Source organism: Gilliamella sp. B3023 (assembly GCF_026536845.1).
Taxonomy (GTDB): domain Bacteria; phylum Pseudomonadota; class Gammaproteobacteria; order Enterobacterales; family Orbaceae; genus Gilliamella; species Gilliamella apicola_E.
In genome coordinates, this window is sequence record NZ_JAFNNH010000012.1 from 1 (window position 1) to 21971 (window position 21971).

Here is a 21971-nt window from a genome sequence, read left to right on the forward strand (position 1 = left end):
GTTACGGATTTCCTAATCGTAGTACTTTCAGTGCTCGTAGTGAGACTTATTACGTCAATCCTAAGGCTGGGCCGGTGGTTTGTTTCGCCAAACCAAGTACGCATCACCCTAATTCTGTGCAAAATGGTCCAGCTTCGATGTGGGACCCTGCTAAGGGTTTTCTCACTCGGTCAACAGACCCATCCTCTTACGGTCTAAACTTTCCTACTACAGGTCTTAATGGATTGTACTTTGATTTACTCATTACCGGTAGTAGTCAGCCATTGTTTTGGTCTCCTGTTTCTCAGGGTGGTATCACTGCTACTATGTCTAATCCTACTGCTACAAGCGTACGTGTTACTTTAACTGGTCCTTACGCTACCGAATCCCAGCGTAATTCATCCAGTCCTAGTCCTATTTCTAAACCTACTTTGCCTCAGACCTTCGAGTTGGTCGGTCGTGATAATAATGGTACTCCTGTTGTCAAATATGGTTTTACTTTGAAGCAGTGGTTCGTGAACCGTGGTTCTAAGCTGGACAATTATGCTAATACATTATCTTGGTGTAATCGTATTGGTTATCGAGTGCCTAGCGTAAGGGATTTAACCAATTCATCTTGTCGTGGTTTTAATTCAGGCCCTTGGTGTCAGGGTTCAGTCGGTGCCACTCCTTCTTCTCCTAATAATCTTTACATGCGTCATATAGGTTCAGGTTTTGTCACTGAGTGGGGCGAACTGTCTGATTATTCAGGCGTTGGCTTCCACTACGTTTGGTACTGGACTAGTGACCCGACTGGTAGTCTCCAGTTTCTCGTGAACACAGACGACGGTTACGTGAGTTGGAACTACACCTACGGCGTCCACTACGGACTTTGCTCCCATCCTTAGTTTTTATTTCTTCGTCCTTAATCCTTAAAGCTTAGGGGATTAAGGAGTAGTTAAATCATTAAGAAATATTTGACTTAAAGAGTCAAGGTCGTTTTCAGATAAAAAACGATTTAGTAGTTTAGCCCCTCCGGACATCATCCCTCAACCGGAGGGGGATTTTTTGAGCAGTAGTAGTTTGGGCGTTTAACATTCCGCTTTGTAATGTTGCCCGTATAGATAATCTGGCTCTAAGCGATGATATTTTTTAATTATTTTTATATCAAAAAAGTTGAGGAGCGGGGTTTTTGGGCTCCTTAATTGCTTGCAATTAGAAACTTCTGTCTTACTTTCAATTAACTGAGTTTACTTTTCCGATAATTTACTATGATATTGCCGTCGATATTCAGTGGGTGTTCGTTCGGTTTTTTTTCTAAAAATTCGGCAAAAGTAGTTACTATCTTTAAAACCCGCTTCAAGCGAGATTTCTTTGACGTTTAAGTCGTAATCTTTAAGTAGTGATTTTGCGTACTCTATGCGGATATGGTTGAGATATTCATTTAAGCCAATTTTGCCTTCGTTTTTGAATAGATAGGATAAATAGTTGGGTGAGATATAAAACATTTTAGCTAGAAATTCACGGCTTATATCTTCCCGAAAATGAGTATCAATATATTGGCGTATTGCTTCGAATAAGCTGGTGGTTTTTGATGCGGTTTTTATGTCGGCATTGAGTAAATCTAGGGTGTTACTAAGCAGGCTTTGAATCAAGTAGTAGCCGGTTTGAGTTTGTGGTTGATTTTGCCAAGTCAGTTCAGATAGCGCTTGAATAATAAAGGTGCCAACTCGTGGACCTCGCCTTGGTATGTTGGTTTGTGCTAGCGGAATTAATTGGTTGCCGTCCCAATAAACGATGCTGATGCCAATTTGCTGTTTGCCAAATAAGATGTTTAACCAGGTGATTGGGGTTGTGCGGATAGGTTTGTTCCAACTATTAGCGGTAATATAGAGCAGATCATTAACTTCAAGTTGTTGTGTCATTATTTTGCCATTGCTGTCAGCCCATTGCATAAGCTGTTGACCTTCTATAATCACTTCGATCCTCGGAAAATCAACTTGATAAGCATGTAGCGGGGCCGTTTGTTGGTTATTGGCAAAATAGAGGTGGTTGATTTGTTGGTTAGTGAGCTGAGTTAATACGTTTTTTAGGTTTGTGGTCATATTGTTAGTAAACCAAGTAATGTGCAGTTGGTTTAATTATAGCTTGTGGAGTTAAAATTGAAAAATTTATTTAATTTAATGTGTTATTGATTATTATTAAAAATGTGATCGAGATCGCATTTTGCTATTTATCGTACAAAAGTCCAGTAAATAGAAATTTTGTCTTCTAGGCTTGAGTTAAATTTTTTTTTACTATGCTATTCATCAATTAAGCATTTAATTAGGAGTGGGTATGGAATTATATTTAGATACAGCCGATGTTGCAGCAATTAAGCGTTTAGCTGCAATTTTGCCAATAAAGGGGGTTACGACTAATCCAAGTATTGTCGCTAAATCGGGTAAGCCAATTTTTGATTTGTTATCTGAATTACAAGATTTGCTGGGTTCTGATAAGTTGTTATTCGCGCAAGTGCTTTCTCATAATGCTAAAGAGATGATTAAGGAAGCTGAGCAACTTCGTAAAGTCATTCCATCGATTGTGACTAAAATCCCGGTTAATGCCGAGGGGTTGATGGCGATTAAGGAGTTGACCAAGCAGGGTATTCCAACTTTAGGTACGGCCGTTTATGGTGCGGGTCAGGGCTTTTTGGCTGCGCTTGCTGGTGCAAAATATATTGCTCCTTATGTCAACCGTATTGATGCCCAAGGTGGTAATAGTAAAGATACGGTTTATGAGCTACAAGCGCTGTTAGATTTGCATTGCCCTGAATCGATGGTGTTAGCAGCCAGTTTTAGAACGCCAAGACAAGCTTTAGATTGTATGCTTGCCGGTTGTCAGTCAATTACGTTGCCGGTGGATGTGGCGGAGCTGTTTATTTCAGATCCAGCCGTCGATGCTGCTGTGGTTAAATTCGATCAGGATTGGTGTGGGGCGTTTGGGGCCTTACACTTTTAATACTTGCTATTGATTTAGATTCCACCCAATTTAGGGTGGTTTTTTTCTCTTTCCCGCGATTAAAAATTCCCCTTTTTTATACCAATTATGTTGTATGATAGTGATGCGATATTAGAGGAATAGAAGAGAACACCAAATGCACGAAAAATCAAAAAAATACATTATTAATGCTTTATTGACAGTGATTAAAGTTGAAAGGCCGTCAGAGAGTTATTTTCGGTTACATTTTAGTTGTGATAAGCCTTTAGAAGTTAATCCAAATTGGATTTGTCCTCATTTAAAGTTGTTATTTGCTGATCCGTTAACGGGTGAAATTGTTTTTCCGATTTTAGATGAAAATAATAAGATTTCGGTGAGTGAAAGAGTTCGTCAATTTGCTCGCAGTTATAGTATTCGGGCTTATGATGAGTCGTCCAATCAAATTGTGATTGATTTTGCGATTCACGACAGCGGTTTAGCGACGGTTTGGGCTCAACAGGCAAAAGTGGGCGATCAAATCGGTATAGTTGGGACAGCAGGTAAGTTAGAATTTGATAATCAATATTTGATTTTGATGGGTGATGTGTCTTCTCTGCCCACCATCTGTTATACCCTTGAACATTTACCTGCAAATCATAAAGCAGTTGCTTTTATTGAGGTTAATCATAAGAGCGATATCGTTGAACTGCCATCTGATTTATCTGTTCAATGGTTGATTAAAGATGCCAATCATCCTAATCAATTAGTTGATGCGGTGATGAGTTGGGATTTGAGTCAGCAGGATAATCTATTGTTTTGGGGCGGGTTAGAGTGTTCGCTTGCTCGGCAATTACGTCAGGCCATTAAAGATAAATATGTCGATTTGCAACCTAGTTCGGTCCACATTACTAGTTATTGGCGAGAAGGTTTTGCTGAAGGGGAGTTTAAACATCGAGATTAGCCATGAATATTCTTGCACATTTACATTTGGCAACGTTGGCGAATAGTTCGTTGATTGGTAATACAGTTGCTGATTTTGTTAAAGGTGATGCTTATCGACAATATCCTAAAGAGATTGCCGATGGGATTATGTTGCATCGTAGGATTGATCGTTTGATTGATAGTTTTGCTGAAGTTAAGCAAGCTAAATTGCTTTTTCGACAATCACATCAACGTGTTGCACCGATCACCTTGGATATTATTTGGGACCATTTTTTGTCAAAATATTGGGCGGAATTTAACGCTAAGCAATCTCTTTCATCATTCAATACCTTTACTAAGCGACAGATTCAGCCTTATATCGCAAATTATCCTGTTGATTATCAAGATTTTATGGGGGCAATGTGGCGTGGTGAATGGTTGGTAAATTATGCCTCGGTGGATTTTATTGGTAACGTTTTAAACGGTATGGCAAAGCGTCGACCTAAGCTCTATTTATTAAGCGATACCTTTATTGATTTTGAACAAAATTATACGCCACTCAAAACATTGTTTTTCGAGCTTTATCCTAAAATGTGTTCACTTATTAAAGTATCGAATATAGATGATTAAATGACTATCGAATCGTATTTGATTTGTTCGATAGTCATTTGTGAATTTGATTTTATTGCGGAAATATAATTTTGCCATTATCGACAGTGATTAGATTGTTGGTATCTGGAGTTTGCGATATTGGGACTAGATTTTCAGCCGTAGCTTGTGGAGCTTGCCCAATAATTCCACCTCTAGCTTTGGTGCGTATAACTTGACTTTCTGGTAAATTAACTTGGTTGGTTAGATTTGCCCATAACCATTCGATAGCTTCTTCACCATAATAGTCAATCGGTAATAAGGTGTTGTCAAAAGGCGCTTTGCCATCAAGATAACTCGCATTTTCAACTTCAATATAACGAAGTTGCGACTCTTTTCCTTCAACTTTACTATTTAATGCAACATAAGGTCGAGATGTGTGGTCGATAAGTTGTTTAGGGTTGTTTTTACCATGAACAATAAAGGTTTTGATTTTATTTAAATTACCTGTTGCTTGGACTTCTTCTGACCCTTTAATTACACGAGGCTCTTTTATTTTTTCTCTTAAGCAAATGGCTCCTTTAGTGCCATAATCTATTTGATGTTCAATGGTAGAACTTGAAAACCATTCACGTCGAGGCGATGTGACATCTTTATTTTCAACTAGGTCAATCGCTGTGGCATCATGGTTGGCCCAGATTGGTAATTGGCCATTAGATAATCCCCAAATTTCGGCAAAATTGACTTGTTTTAGTGGTTTTACTTCACCAGAATTAAAATAGGGGTCCTGTTGAGTACTTGCCACTGAAAAGTCACACATGTTTTCAGTTACATCATATCGACCATAGGCACTAATATATTTATAAGGGTAGGCAATTGATTCATTAAGATAGAAATAAGGTAATTGGATGCTCATTTCAGGTTTCCAACCATAATCATACAGTTTGTTCAATGCCTCTTTCGGTGTGCCGGTTGGTAGTATGTTGGCTTGTTTTAATGCATCACAACGGTTTTGTGAAAAAAGGTATTTAGAGGCTTCAGGGACGTATTTGTCCTGCTTATTGGGTTCAATTGCCGGTATGGCACAAGGAATATAAAGTGCCCCATAGGTACTGTAATCCGGTAGTGAATGATAGGATTTGTTTTCAATAGCGCTATCTTGGCGTGGCTGAATTTGTGGATTAACAGCCACTACACCATTAATTTTTCCCATCGCATCTGATTCAGCCATTTTAAGCGCAGCTGTCGCACCATCCTCTGCTCCATAGATTAATATAAGGGTATTTGATTCGGAGAAGCTCAATTTACCAGGTTCAGGGAATAGCTCATTTAATTCATACATAGCGAAAATAATTGAGAAGAAGTTATATTTTGACCAACTTGCTTCTTGATTTTGCTTTGAATGGAGCTGTTTTACTGCATAACGGTGCGGATTATTTTTGATAAACTCTTTTGGATTTTGGATAGTTGGCTTGAAGAGTATGTTGTCCTTAGCAACTTGACCATCAACAGTAAAGCCTTGTTCGTTGGTAATATCATAAATACCAGTACCTAAACCTTTGTCGTTATAAACTACTGCGCAGTTATGTTTAAGACCCCACAATCCACGGATTTGTATATCTTTGGCGTTATATAGTCCATCAGAACCCGAAGCCGGTACGGCAACAATACAGGGTTTTTTCTTATTAAAATCAACAGGAACTTGTAATAACAAGCCAACATTTTCATCTTTTATGGTGGCTAAAATCTCTGTGCCGGCAATTTTTCCGTCAAATAAAGGCGACAAATCCTCACGTTTAAATCCAAATAGCGAGCCTTCTCCCGTTTTTGTATCAATAAATCGATTTAGTTTTGCACGGCGCAATTCTTGGGGAGTTGGATTTGATGGATCGGCATAATAGACCTTTTGGATCATTTTCGATAATGCAGTAAACCCCATTCCAGCGGTAACAAGATCATCACTTTCGCCATCATAGTAGTTTGAACTATGAATAACTAGCCAATGCGGTTTATAATTAATCGGGTTTTGCTTTGCAATATCACCCAATTCAGCACCACTAGGATTTGAGAATATTGTTAAAAAGAGTAAGGTGGATAACGTGCTTATTTTTTTTAATTTTATTGGCATTACATTCGTTCCCTACATTTCAATTAACTGCTATATACTAATTAACTACAGTTTATTATATTATTTTTTATTGAGTTGGTAAATTTGGGTTACTAATAGACCAAAATGCTGAAATAATTTTTTCTGATAATCGTCTTTTTTGTACACATATGCCAACATCAAACGGTTCCATTAAATTGGTTGACCATTCGGTGATGCGTTCTCTTACTCTTTCTGGGCTATTTTCCATTACTACTTTAGGCAATAAAGCCACGCCACAACCCAAAGCCACCATGGAGACAATGGCTTCGTGCCCAGCTACCGTTGCATAAATTTTGGGGCTGGTGATTTTTTGTTGTTTGAACCATAAATCTATTCGATGTCGGCTTGGGCCGTGCTCAGGCAATATGAATGGGATATTATGCCAATCTGGTGCTTTTTGATGCAATTTGTCACTGAATGAACTATTAAGTTTAGGTATGAGTAATACCATTTCAATTTCACCTAATTTAATAAATTCAACACCCGATGGTAGTTGTTTGGGTTTACCTGCAATAGCTAAATCAGCTTGATGAGATTGAATTTTTTCAACAGCATCGGCTGCATCTCCCGTGGATAGTTTAATTTCTACTAATGGGTAGTGTAGGCGAAAGCGATCAAGTATTTCAGGTAGATGGCTGTAAGCCGCTGTGACCGAGCAAAATAAGGTTAATTCACCAACTAATCGTTGATCGGCTTGGTCCAATTCTTGCTTTAATTGTTGGTGTAGATTAATGACTTGTTGGGCAAAGTGTTTTACTTTTTCACCTTCGTGGGTAATTTGAACTTGTCGGTTGTCGCGAATAAATAATCGATGACCAAATTGTTCTTCAAGGCGCTGGATCTGCCTTGAAAGGGTGGAAGGGCTTACATGCATAGCATCGGCACTTATTCCAAAATGACATGTATCACATAGATGTAAAAACAATTTTAAGTCACGAATATTCATATCTATTTAATTATTGAGAAATATTTAGCGTAGACACCGTTATAATTGATTAATTATATCATCTTCGATTTTATTTGCTCTATTATGCATAGATATCAGGCAAATAGCAAAATAGCGTTCATCAATGGCAATATAGATAGAGACCTGCTAGAATACCGCATCATTTTTTTGCTTAGCTAAATTAATTAATTTTATGACAGAACAAGCTTATTTAGACGAAGTGAATGCTCGTCGTACTTTTGCAATTATCTCTCACCCTGATGCCGGTAAAACAACCATTACCGAAAAAGTTTTGCTTTTTGGACAAGCCATTCAAACTGCGGGCACAGTAAAAGGGCGTGGTGCTAATGCGCAGCACGCTAAGTCAGACTGGATGGAGATGGAAAAACAGCGTGGTATTTCAATTACAACTTCCGTTATGCAATTTCCTTATAATGACTGTTTGGTGAACTTGCTTGATACCCCCGGGCATGAGGATTTTTCGGAAGACACTTATCGAACCTTAACCGCAGTTGATAGTTGTTTGATGGTGATTGATGCAGCAAAAGGTGTCGAAGACAGAACGCGTAAATTAATGGAAGTTACACGTTTACGAAACACGCCTATTTTAACTTTTATGAATAAGCTCGACCGTGATATTCGTGATCCGATGGAGTTGTTAGATGAAGTTGAAAACGAGCTTAATATTATGTGCGCCCCAATTACTTGGCCAATTGGTTGTGGTAAGTTATTTAAAGGGGTCTATCATTTAGCTAAAAATGAAACTTATCTTTATCAAACCGGTAAAGGTCATACCATTCAAGAAGTTAGAATCATTAAAGGATTAGATAATCCTGAACTTGATAGCACCATTGGTGATGATTTGGCCCAACAACTTCGCGATGAATTAGAATTAGTGCAAGGTGCATCAAATGAGTTTGATTTAGATGCATTTTTGTCTGGTGATTTAACGCCTGTGTTTTTTGGTACTGCGTTGGGTAATTTTGGTGTAGATCATATGCTTGATGGTCTAACCGCTTGGGCGCCAGCACCACAGCCTCGGCAAACAGATAAACGAGAAGTTGAAGCAAGCGAAGAAAAATTTACCGGTTTTGTATTTAAGATCCAAGCAAATATGGATCCTAAACACCGAGACCGTGTTGCATTTATGCGCATTGTTTCAGGTAAATATGAAAAAGGTATGAAGTTACGCCATGTTCGTATTGCTAAAGATGTTAATATTTCTGATGCATTAACCTTTATGGCAGGCGATCGTGATCATGTTGAGCAAGCTTATGCTGGTGATATTATTGGTTTGCATAATCACGGTACGATTCAAATTGGTGATACGTTTACCCAAGGTGAAGATCTTAAATTTACTGGTATTCCTAACTTTGCACCGGAATTATTCCGTCGAATTCGTTTAAAAGATCCACTTAAACAAAAACAATTGTTAAAAGGTTTAGTTCAGCTTTCAGAAGAAGGGGCTGTTCAAGTATTCCGACCAATTGCTAATAATGATTTAATTGTTGGGGCAGTTGGGGTGTTACAGTTTGATGTGGTGGTTGCCCGTTTGAAATCTGAATATAACGTTGAAGCAATTTATGAGCCAGTAAACGTCACCACTGCGCGTTGGGTTGAGTGTAGCGATGCTAAGAAACTTGAAGACTTTAAACGCAAATGTGAACAGAATTTGGCTTTAGATGGTGGTGATAATCTTTCTTATATTGCACCAAGTATGGTTAATCTAAATTTAACCCAAGAACGTTATCCGGATGTTGAGTTCAGAAAAACTCGCGAACATTAATATGCTATATAATAAAAGAGACTCTGTCTCTTTTATTTACTTTCCAAACCATTCAAAGCAAATCGTTCAAATGATGACCATTGAGAAAAATAGGTTGATAGCTGGTTAATCGTGCTAAATAATTTTTTTTCTTCCCCCATAAAGCTAATAGATTGATTTAAGCTTGTGGTTTGTGATTCGTCACTTTGTGGATATTGATTGTAATTTTCTGATGTTTCATCTTCAATAATGCTGCTTTCAAGAGCGATAACAATTTTTTTATTGTTGAGCTCTCCCCAAGTTAGCCATTGAGAACTAATCGTATAAATTTGTGCTAACTTTGTGCGATAAGCCATAATAATTAATTTTGAGCTATATGGTAGTGTCTTTTCGACTATATTTTTTCCGTCTTCTATATCAAGTAACCAAAAAGGCAAGACTATTTCAATTTTATCATGCCAAGTTTCACTTAATGTTTTTATTGCATTATTCCATCTTTGCCAAATGTGACTTTTATTTTGTGCATATTCAGCCAATAAGTATGGTTCAATATCATATTGAATTCCCGCAAGACAAGGATTGTGTATTTGGCATAACTTTTTAATGACTTTATTGCGTTCAATGGCATTTTTTAAACCCGAATCAGTAATCATATCAGGTGCCCCTTCAACAGCAATAATGCTCATTTTCTTTTTAGCTGCGATATCAAGTAGCTGAAATAGCTTATCTTGATTTTGAATATGCCCATTTACAATATTCAATTGGAGATAAACTTGATTAATACCTTTTTGTTTTAGTTTAGTCAGAAATTGACTTGGTGAATGAATCCAATTTTCAGTATGCCAATTCCACATCGAAATATTGATATCGGATCTATATTGATTGGGCAAAGAGGTATAATTTGACTTCATCTTATCCGCATTTAATTGATTAATATTTGAATAGACATTGGCATTTTTAAGCACCGAATTAGTGTTTATGAAATCTTTTTTTTCAAGTAGCTTTAATAGTAAGGTAGCACTTTTTTTGATTTCATGAGTACTTAAGTAATACCAATGTTTTAAATTGATGGAGCTAATATTTAATGCTAAATTTTCAGCAAATGTTGCAGGACTCATAAAACTTATCACAAATAATAAATAGATGATTTTAAGTTTATTTGTCAAATTTTACCCTCTCCATTTTTCCCCAAGATAAATTGCCTTTTATTAATCTAGCATAGCCTTTAAGCTTCCAATATAGGTATAACTGTCGATAACCAAAGTTATCTAGTAATGCAGTAATAAATAGTTTTAGTAGATATCTAGTTTTATCTAAACCTGATAATAGCACACCATCAATCGCTATAGCAAAAGCACTTATAAGGCTATTGTATCCAAAAACAATTAAAAAATAAGATAACATTACGTTGCTATCTATCATGTCAAGAGACCAAATAAGCGGTATTAAAAAGTAACCTAGCAGTTCAGCAATTGGACCTAAAATATCGGTTAATATTGAAAAAGGTAATAGCATAAGGCTTAACTTTTTATATTTTAGTTTAAACGTTAACGACTTAAAATTTATAAAAGTTTGTAGTGCGCCAATATGCCATCGTATACGTTGGTTTTTTAATACCTTCCATTTTTCAGGCACTTGGGTCCAACATATGGCGGTTGGTACATAATCAATTTTGTAATCAACATTAGAGTCATAAATATATTTGTGCAATTTTAGAGTGATATCATAGTCTTCACCAACAGAACCGACACAAAAACCACCGACCTTTATTGCAAAATCTCGTCTAAATAAACCAAATGCACCTGAAATTATCGGTAAAGTATTAAAATGATTCCAAGCAATTTTTGCCAAGAGAAATACTCTCATATATTCAAGAATTTGAATTTGTACGATGAATCTTTTAGATAAATTGATTTTAGATATTATTCCATTTCTAATAGAACAACTATTAGCAACTCGCACAGCTCCACCTACTGCAACTGTTTTTGGGTCATCAATTAGAGGGACTACAGCTTTGTTAATGGCATCAGGTGCTAAAATTGAATCAGCATCTATAAGACAGATAATTGGGGAATTACTTAAATTAATTGCTGCATTATGTGCGTCTGCTTTGCCACCATTTTCTTTATCGATAACTCGAAGCCGGCTATCTTTTTTTGATACATAAACATCTCTTATTTTAGCATGAGAGAGTTGATTACGTTCATTTAAGTGATGCGCAATAGGTTGTAAATCAAAGTATTCTTTCACTTTTGAAAAAGTGTTGTCTGTTGAGCCATCATTTACAACTATCATTTCAACATTAGGGTAATGAGTCGCTAATGTTGATTCGATACTATCAATTATAGTTACACTTTCATTATAAGCTGGTAAAATGATTGTAATTGGATGTGAAATACCATCATTTTCGGTCTGGATCTTTCTCTCTTTGTTCGGATTTTTGAGTAACACATAAATTGTTACTAGTAGCTGCACAAAATAGATGAATATTTGCACTAATCCAATTAGCATTATCGTTATAACTAAGAATTTAACACCAAACATCATTATGTTGTTTATATAATCACTCATTGTTTTACCCACATCTCTTGCTTTAATAATTATTTAATTTTTATCGATAAATAGTTTGCTTTTTAAATCAAAATGTTCTGTTATTAGTTTTTCAATGCTTAATGATTTCTTTATGTAACATTCTTCATTAATGAAATTAAGAAGATAACAACTGTGTATAATCCCTTGTGGTGTTGTTTGAAGTTCCAGTAAATTTTCAAAAAAAGTTTGCATATAAGTACGCTCATCTTCTTTTGCAAGAATAAGATAGGGGATAATGTAGTTCTTAGAAATTTTTTTTAAGATAGTAAAAAATTGACTATTGTGATTGCTAAAATTTTCACAATTGATTAGCGATTCAAGCTCTAGAAATTTATTAGAAGGTAAAAGCCTAAAAAAGCAAAATACGCCTTTTTGCGGTATCTTGTTAAATAGCGTAATCATTATCTGAATTATCGAAATACCTGAAGCGTTTTTAACTAGACTCAATGCTGCAGCAATGGCGACTTCTTGGCGAGAACTGTTACAAGCCTGAATTAACGCTTGATTCGTTTTTTCGCAAGGATAATATGCTAACATGTTAGCTGCATCAATTTTCTGTTTTATTGTGCCTTTTTTTAATAGTAACCTAAGTTTATTTTGGAATGGTTCCAGATCAAAATAAGTTAAAATATGTTTTTCGCGATGTTTCTCGAAAAAATAAGCAGCAATTATTGCTACGCAATTTAGCGATAATTTTTTTGTTATCTCTTGCTTAAAATAAGATTCATCACCTGTTTTCAATGCTTTTTTGTAAATTTTTAGCAATTGCAATTTTAATTTCTTATGTCTTCTAAATTGAATTTCACGTTTGATGTAAATTGCAATGGTTACTATCAATACAATAAAGCTAATAAAAATGAAACAGGCATTATATAAATTTAAGTATCGAGTTAGAATGTCCATTTTATTCCACATCCTAGTGTTTTTTTAGTATATAACTTACGGCTGTGGTTGGTTTGAACTCTTTCTTCATTATTATAGTTTACAAACCCAGTTATTGAATTAGATATGTCATATGACAATCCAATAAAATGAGATTTGACTTTAATTAATGAACGATTAAATTTTATCGAACGGTCGGATGTTTCTTGACTATTTGCGTATCCTGCAAATAGATGTAATTCTTCTGTAGGTGATATGGTGGTTTTAAATAAATAACCACTCATATGATGGTTGTCTTGATCAAATGTGTTGTACCATTTACCTGCTATGGATAAACGATCATTAAAGAAAAATTGTTCAATACCCGGTGAAATAGTTTTAATGTTGCCATCGTTATAGTGGTCCAACTTTGCATCGAGGGTGATATGGAATGAATTTATTTGATCATTATACGGGGAAAATAATTGATAATCCCCACCGGTTGTTATTGTATATGTTGCGTAAAATTTTTTAGATGTGGCGACAGAACCTGATAGATAACCATACGCTTTATTGTTGAATGTGTGCCAATAAGTGAGGCCTATTTTTTGGTCGTTGCTATGAAAACGGTTTGCTTGGGTAAAATGGCCGGTTATGGTATTTTGCTGTGATAGCCTATAAGATAGTGCTAAATCCACTTCATTCCAATTCGGCAAAGATTTAGATAATCGACTATGTGTGCCAGATAGAACAATATTCCAGTAATGTGTATTTTTTTTTATGTTATCAATGTTTGCCTGTAGGGACAGTAATTGTTCGTCATTAGGTGTTAGATTTAAATACTTATCAAGCAACAATTTGGCTTTTTCGGGATGGTTAGGATCTTTTGCTAAAACAACACTAACTAAACCATATTGCGCATCTACGTAATTGGGGGCGATATCAAGTGCGGATTCAAACGATTTTTTTGCTTGTTCTAACTGAGTTAGTGCGTAATAATTGAAACCTAGTTGGACAAGAATATCGGAATTATTTGGCTGTAGTTGATTCGCTTTTATTAATTTTGATATTGCTAATTCAAAATTTTGTGTTTTTTTCGCATCAATACTTTCTTTTAATAATTGATCTGCTTTTATTGCATCATTATCTCTATTTGTGGTTGCGACTGTTTGATAACTGCAAAACAAAATACTGACAATTAAGACAAACTTATAGTACATATAATTACCTTAATCCATTAAATTATTTCTAAATATCAAAAACTAATGTGTATCTTTATGCGTCGATAAAATCGACAAATTTGGGAAAGTTTGGGACTGAGTAGCGTCTAACGTATTTTTACTAGATTAATACGATAAACGTATTGGGCCGAATTATATATGAAACAGATAATAAAATACATATAAAAATTAAGTATGTTTTTTGAAATTTGACATATGTCCTTTTATTGTTGGTTTTTAATCGTTTTATTTATTAATTCGGAATATAATGAACGCTTATTTGGAAAGAATTCTATGAATAATATGAAAACAAGAACACTATTTTTTACTGCATTAACTCTTTTTTCTTTTAACAATTCATTTGCTATTGAAAATAAGCATGATCATTCTGTTTTATTAGATAAAGTTCACCAAAGCGAACGAGATGATCGTCAATATGAAGTGATTGAACTTGATAATAAAATGCGTGTGTTATTAGTTTCCGATCCTAAGGCAACCAAATCACTCGGCTCTATCGCATTGCCTGTTGGTTCATTATATGATCCAGCCCTTCAACAAGGCTTAGCCCATTACACAGAACATATGGTGTTAATGGGTTCGAAAAAATATCCACAACCATCAAGTTTTACAGAATTTTTGGCTCGACATGCTGGTAACTACAATGCGACAACTAGCGGTAATCGCACCGCATTTTTCTTTGAAGTTGAAAATAGTGTAATTGATAAGGCGTTAGATTATTTAGCCGATGCCATTGCTGAGCCAATTTTTGATCCTAAATTTGCTGATAAAGAACGTAATGCTGTTAATGCTGAGATGACGTTATACCGCTCTAGTGATGGTTTTCGAATTCAGCAGGTTGACGCTGAGACGATTAATCCGGATCATCCGGCATCACAATTTTCTGGTGGGAATTTAGAAACTTTACGTGATAAAGATAATAGTAAATTGCAAGATGCATTGGTTAATTTTCATGATAAATATTATTCAGCTAATATTATGGTTGGGGTTATTTATAGTAATCAACCGATCAAAAATTTAGAAGCGTTGGCTGAATCTACTTATGGTCAAATTCCTAATAAAAATATAACTGTTTCGCCAATTACTCAACAAGCTGTTACTCAGGAGTTTACTGGTAAAGAAATTACTATGATACCAGCACAACCTAGAAAAATGTTGTCGTTAAAATTTCCGATTGAAAATGATATCGACAAATTTTCTGATAAGACTAATGAGTACCTTATTTATCTAATCAGTAATAATAGTAAAAATACGTTAGCTGATCAGCTACAAAAACAGGGCTTAGTTGAAGCCATTCAAGCCACTAGTGATAGTAAATATTATGGTAATAGTGGCACATTTAATATTAATGTTATTTTAACCGATGAAGGCTTAGCTCAGAAAGATAAGGTTATTGCTGCGATTTTTAATTATTTACAATTAATTGAGAAGCAAGGTATTTCTGATGCGTATTATGATGAGATAAAAAAGGTCTTTGCTTTATCCTTTAAGTATAAAGATGTTAACCGTGATATGTCTTATGTAGAATGGTTATCTGATCAGATGCTTCTTTATCCAGTTAAAAATGTATTAGATTCTGATTATGTTGCTGAACATTTGAATAAAGATGCGGTTATCAATCGAATCAAAAGTTTTACTCCAGAAAATGCTCGTGTGTGGTTAATTGCCCCAAATCAAACTACAGATAAAACGGCCTATTTTCTTAATGCACCTTATAAAGTTGATAATATTACTGATGAATTAAAAACAACTTGGACCGATTTAGGTAAAGCGTTTTCGTTTAGTTTGCCTGAGCTAAATCCTTATATTCCTGACAATTTTAATATTGTCAGACAAAATAATGATCAGATTCAACCCGCGACATTTAGTAAACGTGGTAATCATATCCATTTTGTTAGTCGTCATTTTAGTCACGATCCTAAGGCTGTAATTGCTGTTTCTTTACGCAATAATCAGGCGTTTAAAGATGCAAAATCGTCAGTTTCTTTTGAGTTACTTGATTACATTGTAAGTCGAGATTTGACGCAATTACAATTTCAAGCAGGTAATGCTGGAATGTCACTATCAACGGGTCTTGATAATGGTCTAATGATAACCGCTAATGGTTTTAATCAACATTTACCAGATATGGTTTTAGCCATTCTTAATAGTTATCGACAAGTGACCATTGATGAGCAAAATTTACAATTAGCTAAATCATGGTATCTTCAACGACTTGATGGGGCTGACCATTTTGAAAGTGTACGTCTAGCGTCAGAGCCAGTTCTCGCTTTATCAAAAATGCCTCACTATTATGAACGAAGTGAAAGACGACAAATTACCAATAATATCACTGTAAGTGATGTTCAAGCTTATCGCGATAGTTTGATGACTCAATCAGTTCCTTATATGATTAGTTTGGGTAATATCTCAAATGAAGATTCATTAGATCTTTATCATGCCATTCAAAAGACTTTAAAGCGTGATGTTGAATTTACACCATTAGATGATATTAAAATTAAAACTGCCTTTACAGCTAGAATAACCCAACAAGCAAAAAGCACAGATAATGCGTTGTTAATGACCTATTTTCCAATCAATTATGATTCCACTAAGAGTCAAATAGTTGGATATACTTTAGCTAACATTATGTATTCTTGGTTTTTTGATCAACTGCGTAGCAATGAACAATTAGGTTATCTGGTTGGTGTTTTTCCATCATACATAAGTGAATCAGTAGGACTTGGGTTTGCTGTTCAAAGTAATCAATATGATCCTGCTTATTTATTAAAACGTTACCAAGCGTTTTATCCAACAATGTTAACTAAACTAGAAGCATTATCTAATGATGATGTTGAGGAGTATAAGAGAAGTATCATCGAAGAGCAGACAATGCCACCACAATCTTTAGATGAAGAGTTTGATCGTTTGAGATCAGACTATCGCTTATCTCGTTTCCAATTCGATTCGCGTGATAAAAAAATAGAGTTACTTAAGAAACTCACTAAAGAGGATTTAATTGAATTTTATAAAAGTGCAGTTATTGAACAAAAAGGTTTGGTAATAGCATCGCAAGTATTAGGTCAGCCTGAGGAAGGTAAAAAACAACCTGAAGCGATTACCAATTATACTGAGTTCAAAAATGCATCATCGTTACAAGACGAATTGTTAAAATAATATTCTTAAACATAGATTCGATCTGAAATATCATTACATTAAATTGGCATTGTACTTATCATATGGTACACTGCCGAAATCCCAATAGTTTGAGTAAATTATGATTACTGGATCGACTGATTATTTTGCTATCGGACAGCGGTTACGAGCTTATCGTATCGCTGCCTCTCTTAGGGCTGAAGAGGTTGCTGAAAGTCTTAGGATCTCAAGAGCTGCGGTTTACCGTTTAGAAAAAGGCGAAATCGTTAAAATAGAAACGCTTGAACGATTAGCTTCTTTGTTAGATACGTCATTTGCTAGTTTACTTGGCATTGATACAGAATATTATTCAAGTGGTGATGGTTTTTTTGAGCGTATGCGTCAACTCGAAGAGCAGTCCACTCATATCTTTTCTCATTTCGATCCCTTTTCTTTTCTTTTAACTTCGCCTGATTATTTGTCTCATTTAGGGATGATGTTAAGAGAATCGAGTGATAATATTGAGGCTGAAAGATATGCGACTTCTTTATCTATTTTACATGATCGCAAAACTCAGTTTTATCAATCTGTCCCTAAAGTAATTAATTTAATTAGCTTACGTAATGTTGAACGGTTTTTGCATATCGGCTTAGTTGGCAATCTGACTATTTCGCCGGGTAAAAAGTCTGAAAGAATGTTGTTGGCGCGCAAGGAGGTCTATCATTTAATCGAATTAATTGAAGATCAAGCTTATGCACCAACAATTGCTATTACTGAGCAAGCTATTCCATCTATTGCTTTCCAAATATTTTATCAAAATGATAATGCGTTAGCTTTAGCTATGAGCCCGTTTAGATTAGGTGAGTTACCTAATATTACAACGGGTATCGCCTCAATAACTTCATCAGAAGATGCGATTAAGCGTTATCGTCATTTATTTGATAAATTGTGGCAAGATAGTGCCAAAGATCAGCAAGCGATAAATTTATTGAAAGCCACCTTAGATAAATTCTAAAGAATATTGAAATTATTAAAGAGAGTTACTATGTTATCTTTAACATTACAACCGATAAAAAAATTTAGTGGTACGATTAACCTACCTGGTTCTAAAAGTGTTTCAAATCGTGCCTTACTTTTGTCTGCACTTAGCAATGGTAAAACACGATTAACTAATTTACTTGATAGTGACGATGTGCGCTATATGCTTGATGCTTTAAAAGCTTTGGATATTAAATATCAATTATCAAGTGATCGAACAATTTGTGATATTGAAGGAGTAGGTGGCAAATTACACTCTACTCATCCATTAGAGCTATTTTTAGGTAATGCTGGGACCGCTATGCGTCCATTAGCCGCTGCGTTGTGTTTAGCTGATAACAATATTGTATTAACCGGCGAACCTCGTATGAAAGAGCGTCCAATTGGCCATTTGGTTGATGCTTTGCGTCAAGGTGGGGCTAAGATTGATTATCTTGAAAACGAAGGTTATCCTCCATTACATATCCATGGTGGTTTTACCGGTGGAAAGATTGAGGTAAATGGTTCGGTATCAAGTCAGTTCTTAACCGCACTTTTAATGGCTGCACCGCTAGCTGCCAACGATACTGAAATTACTATTATTGGTGATCTGGTTTCTAAACCTTATATTGATATCACGATAAAAATGATGGAGATGTTTGGTGTTTCGGTTATTAATGAAAAATATCAAAAATTTATCATTAAAGCTAATCAAACTTATCAATCACCAGGCCATTATTTGGTTGAGGGTGATGCCTCTTCAGCCTCTTATTTTTTAGCTGCTGCGGCAATCAAAGGTGGCACTGTTCGCGTAACAGGTATTGGTAAAAAGAGTTTACAAGGCGATACCCAATTTGCACATGTGCTTGAAAAGATGGGCGCTAAAATCACTTGGGCTGATGATTATATTGAATGTACTCGCAATGAATTAAATGGCATTGATATGGATATGAACCATATACCTGATGCAGCAATGACCATTGCAACTACTGCGTTATTCGCTAAAGGTCCAACGACTATTCGAAATATTTACAATTGGCGTGTTAAAGAAACGGATCGCTTATCAGCAATGGCAACCGAGCTACGTAAAGTAGGTGCGACCGTTGAGGAAGGGGATGACTATATTACAATTATTCCTCCAATTAAATTAAATCATGCTGATATTAAAACTTACAATGACCATCGTATGGCAATGTGTTTTTCATTAGTTGCACTGTCTGATACTCCAGTCACAATTTTAGACCCAAAATGCACAATGAAAACCTTTCCTGATTATTTTGAACAATTTAAACGATTAAGCGAAATATAACATGACTAAAAATATTCCGGTTATTGCTGTTGATGGACCAAGTGGAGTTGGCAAGGGCACTTTGTGTCAAGCATTAGCGAATCATTTTAAGTGGCACCTTTTAGATTCTGGTGCAATTTATCGTGTGCTTGCACTTGCTGCTTTGAAACAAAATATTGCATTAGATGATGCTAAACAATTAGCAACATTGGCTCTTAACCTGCCGCTTACGTTTGATACCAGTAGTGATGATGTGAAAGTTTTGTTAGATGATGTGGATGTTTCTCGCGAGATAAGAACAGAAGAGACTGGTGGAGCCGCTTCAAAAGTTGCGTCAATAAATGAAGTTAGAGTTGCTTTATTACAGCGACAACGTGACTTTAGACAGTTGCCAGGGCTAGTTGCTGATGGTCGTGATATGGGGACAGTGGTATTTACTGATGCCCCAGTTAAACTATTTCTTGATGCTAGTGCACAATCAAGGGCAGAAAGAAGAATGAAACAGTTGCAAGATAAGCAAATTCATGCTAAATTCGCCGAAATTTTGCAGGAGATAACCGCGCGAGATGAACGAGATCGTAATCGAGTTGTTGCGCCATTAAAGCCTGCGGTTGATGCACTAATAATTGATACAACATCGCTTTCAATTCAAGATGTTTTTAATCAATCTGTTATGTATATTAAAGAAAAACTTGCGCTGTAAGTTTATATTTAAACTTTGGCGTGAACCAAGCTCCATTACAAGGATGAGTGGAGTATCGTAAACAACCCCACAAGACATGAAGTAATGTGGACGTTAAATTAAACTTAAAGTAAATAAAATATGACTGAATCTTTTGCTCAACTCTTTGAAGAGTCTTTAAATCAACTAGACACTCGTTCTGGTAATATGATCCGTGGTACTGTCGTTGCAATCGACAAAGATGTTGTTTTAGTTGATGCTGGTTTAAAATCTGAATCAGCAATTCCAGTAGAGCAGTTTAAAAATGCCCAAGGCGAATTAGAAGTTCAAGTTGGCGACGTTGTTGACGTTGTTCTTGACTCAATTGAAGATGGCTTTGGTGAAACAATTTTATCTCGTGAAAAAGCTAAACGTCATGAAGCGTGGCTAACATTAGAGAAAGCAGTTGAAGATGCTGCAACCGTTTTAGGTGTTATCAATGGTAAAGTTAAAGGTGGCTTTACGGTTGATCTTAATGGCGTTCGTGCGTTCCTACCTGGTTCGCTTGTTGATGTTCGTCCATTACGCGATACTTCTCATATTGAAAATAGAGAAATCGAATTAAAAGTTATTAAATTAGATCAAAAACGCAACAACGTAGTTGTTTCTCGTCGTGCAGTAATTGAATCTGAAAATAGCGCAGAAAGAGAACAACTTCTTGAAAATCTACAAGAAGGTTCTGAAGTTAAAGGTATCATCAAAAATCTTACTGATTACGGTGCATTCGTTGATCTTGGTGGGGTTGATGGTTTACTTCATATTACTGATATGGCTTGGAAACGTGTTAAACACCCAAGTGAAGTGGTTGAAGTTGGTCAAGAATTACTTGTTAAAGTTCTTAAATTCGATAAAGATCGTTCACGTGTTTCTCTTGGCTTAAAACAATTAGGCGAAGATCCATGGGTTTCAATCGCTAAACGTTACCCAGAAGGTACTAAAGTAACTGGTAAAGTAACTAACTTAACTGATTACGGTTGTTTCGTAGAAATCGAAACTGGCGTTGAAGGTTTAGTTCACGTTTCTGAAATGGATTGGACTAACAAAAACATTCACCCATCTAAAGTGGTTAGCTTAGGTGATGAAGTTGAAGTTGTTGTTCTTGAAATTGATGAAGAACGTCGTCGTATTTCTCTTGGTCTTAAACAATGTAAACCAAATCCATGGTTACAATTTGCTGAAGCACACAATAAAGGTGATAAAGTTAGCGGTAAGATCAAATCAATCACTGACTTTGGTATCTTCATTGGTTTAGACGGTGGTATTGATGGTTTAGTTCATCTTTCTGATATTTCTTGGAATATGCCAGGTGAAGAAGCAGTTAAAGCTTATAAGAAAGGTGATGATATTGAAGCCGTTGTTTTACAAGTTGATGCTGAGCGTGAACGTATCTCATTAGGTATCAAACAACTTGAAGACGATCCATTCAGCAGTTTTGCATCTAACTTCAAAAAAGGATCAATTGTTAAAGGTAAAGTTACCGCTGTTGATGCTAAAGGTGCAACAATCGAAATTGCTGAAGGTATCGAAGGTTACTTAAAAGCACAAGATATTGCTCGTGAACGTGTTGAAGATGCAACTACTGCATTGAACGTTGGTGATGAAGTTGAAGCGAAGATTGTAAATATCGATCGTAAAACTCGTGCAATTTCTTTATCTATCCGTGCTAAAGATGAAGCTGATGAGAAAGAAGCACTTGCTGCTGTAAATAATACTGCACCTCAAGAAGATGCGTCATTTACTAACGCAATGGCTGAAGCATTCAAAGCTGCGTCAAAAACTGAGTAAAAAATATCTATTGAAAGAGTAAAGAGGGCTTGCCCTCTTTTTCTTTTGTGGTATAAAATGAATAAATTAT

17 protein-coding genes are annotated in these 21971 nt (G+C 35.7%); 10 read left to right on the forward strand and 7 right to left on the reverse strand.

What is annotated here, in order from left to right; genetic code table 11:
• A partial coding sequence (locus J3U16_RS08135; protein WP_267342846.1) for a hypothetical protein occupies positions 1 to 866 on the forward strand: 866 nt, incomplete at its 5' end.
• Positions 867 to 1208: 342 nt separating this feature from the next.
• Here J3U16_RS08135 and J3U16_RS08140 read toward each other — a convergent pair.
• Positions 1209 to 2063, reverse strand: coding sequence for an AraC family transcriptional regulator (locus tag J3U16_RS08140; RefSeq protein WP_065734578.1), 855 nt, complete (start codon positions 2061 to 2063; stop codon positions 1209 to 1211).
• A gap of 232 nt (positions 2064 to 2295) precedes the next feature.
• Here J3U16_RS08140 and fsa point away from each other — a divergent pair, with 232 nt between their 5' ends.
• The 3 genes from fsa (at position 2296) to J3U16_RS08155 (ending at position 4467) form a co-directional block, all read left to right on the forward strand.
• Positions 2296 to 2958, forward strand: a complete 663-nt coding sequence (gene fsa / locus J3U16_RS08145) for a fructose-6-phosphate aldolase (RefSeq protein ID WP_267337518.1) — start codon at positions 2296 to 2298, stop codon at positions 2956 to 2958.
• 136 nt (positions 2959 to 3094) lie between these two features.
• Positions 3095 to 3877 carry a siderophore-interacting protein gene (locus J3U16_RS08150; protein WP_267342848.1) on the forward strand — a complete coding sequence of 261 codons (783 nt, stop codon included), beginning with the start codon at positions 3095 to 3097 and terminating at the stop codon, positions 3875 to 3877.
• Between the two features lie 2 nt (positions 3878 to 3879).
• Positions 3880 to 4467 (forward strand): ACP phosphodiesterase, encoded by a 588-nt coding sequence (locus J3U16_RS08155; protein WP_267342849.1) that lies wholly within the window; start codon positions 3880 to 3882, stop codon positions 4465 to 4467.
• Positions 4468 to 4519: 52 nt separating this feature from the next.
• On the opposite strand, the gene J3U16_RS08160 is transcribed toward J3U16_RS08155, so the two are convergent.
• Both J3U16_RS08160 and ilvY read right to left on the reverse strand, forming a co-directional pair.
• Positions 4520 to 6553 carry a 3-hydroxybutyrate oligomer hydrolase family protein gene (locus J3U16_RS08160; RefSeq protein WP_267342850.1) on the reverse strand — a complete coding sequence of 678 codons (2034 nt, stop codon included), beginning with the start codon at positions 6551 to 6553 and terminating at the stop codon, positions 4520 to 4522.
• A 67-nt stretch (positions 6554 to 6620) separates the two neighbouring features.
• Entirely contained in the window at positions 6621 to 7520 is a 900-nt protein-coding gene (gene ilvY / locus J3U16_RS08165; RefSeq protein ID WP_065734573.1) for an HTH-type transcriptional activator IlvY, read from the reverse strand.
• Between the two features lie 193 nt (positions 7521 to 7713).
• Between ilvY and prfC the strand changes: the two genes are divergently transcribed.
• Positions 7714 to 9306 carry a peptide chain release factor 3 gene (prfC, locus tag J3U16_RS08170; RefSeq protein ID WP_065561949.1) on the forward strand — a complete coding sequence of 531 codons (1593 nt, stop codon included), beginning with the start codon at positions 7714 to 7716 and terminating at the stop codon, positions 9304 to 9306.
• 32 nt (positions 9307 to 9338) lie between these two features.
• Here prfC and J3U16_RS08175 read toward each other — a convergent pair whose 3' ends face one another.
• From J3U16_RS08175 to J3U16_RS08190, 4 genes are read right to left on the reverse strand one after another with little or no spacing between them, the layout of a single operon-like run.
• Entirely contained in the window at positions 9339 to 10451 is a 1113-nt protein-coding gene (locus J3U16_RS08175) for a hypothetical protein (protein WP_267330877.1), read from the reverse strand.
• The gene (locus J3U16_RS08180; protein ID WP_220224913.1) at positions 10441 to 11856 is read right to left on the reverse strand and encodes a glycosyltransferase family 2 protein; all 1416 of its coding nucleotides are present in this window, start codon (positions 11854 to 11856) and stop codon (positions 10441 to 10443) included. Before J3U16_RS08180 ends, J3U16_RS08175 begins: the two co-directional genes overlap by 11 nt.
• Before the next feature lie 33 nt (positions 11857 to 11889).
• Positions 11890 to 12780 carry a hypothetical protein gene (locus tag J3U16_RS08185; protein WP_267342851.1) on the reverse strand — a complete coding sequence of 297 codons (891 nt, stop codon included), beginning with the start codon at positions 12778 to 12780 and terminating at the stop codon, positions 11890 to 11892.
• Entirely contained in the window at positions 12768 to 13958 is a 1191-nt protein-coding gene (locus J3U16_RS08190) for a YaiO family outer membrane beta-barrel protein (RefSeq protein ID WP_267342853.1), read from the reverse strand. Before J3U16_RS08190 ends, J3U16_RS08185 begins: the two co-directional genes overlap by 13 nt.
• A 294-nt stretch (positions 13959 to 14252) precedes the next feature.
• On the opposite strand from J3U16_RS08190, the gene ptrA reads away from it, so the two are divergent.
• The 5 genes from ptrA to rpsA all read left to right on the forward strand — a co-directional run bounded on the left by ptrA (position 14253) and on the right by rpsA (position 21901).
• On the forward strand, positions 14253 to 17132 hold the full coding sequence (ptrA, locus tag J3U16_RS08195; RefSeq protein WP_267342855.1) for a pitrilysin: 2880 nt from the start codon (positions 14253 to 14255) through the stop codon (positions 17130 to 17132).
• Positions 17133 to 17232: 100 nt separating this feature from the next.
• The gene (locus J3U16_RS08200) at positions 17233 to 18105 is read left to right on the forward strand and encodes a helix-turn-helix domain-containing protein (RefSeq protein ID WP_065734569.1); all 873 of its coding nucleotides are present in this window, start codon (positions 17233 to 17235) and stop codon (positions 18103 to 18105) included.
• A gap of 30 nt (positions 18106 to 18135) precedes the next feature.
• The gene (aroA, locus tag J3U16_RS08205) at positions 18136 to 19416 is read left to right on the forward strand and encodes a 3-phosphoshikimate 1-carboxyvinyltransferase (protein ID WP_267337525.1); all 1281 of its coding nucleotides are present in this window, start codon (positions 18136 to 18138) and stop codon (positions 19414 to 19416) included.
• Position 19417: 1 nt separating this feature from the next.
• Positions 19418 to 20098, forward strand: coding sequence for a (d)CMP kinase (gene cmk / locus J3U16_RS08210; protein WP_065561942.1), 681 nt, complete (start codon positions 19418 to 19420; stop codon positions 20096 to 20098).
• A 120-nt stretch (positions 20099 to 20218) separates the two neighbouring features.
• Entirely contained in the window at positions 20219 to 21901 is a 1683-nt protein-coding gene (gene rpsA, locus J3U16_RS08215) for a 30S ribosomal protein S1 (RefSeq protein WP_065561941.1), read from the forward strand.
• Positions 21902 to 21971 lie beyond the last annotated feature (70 nt).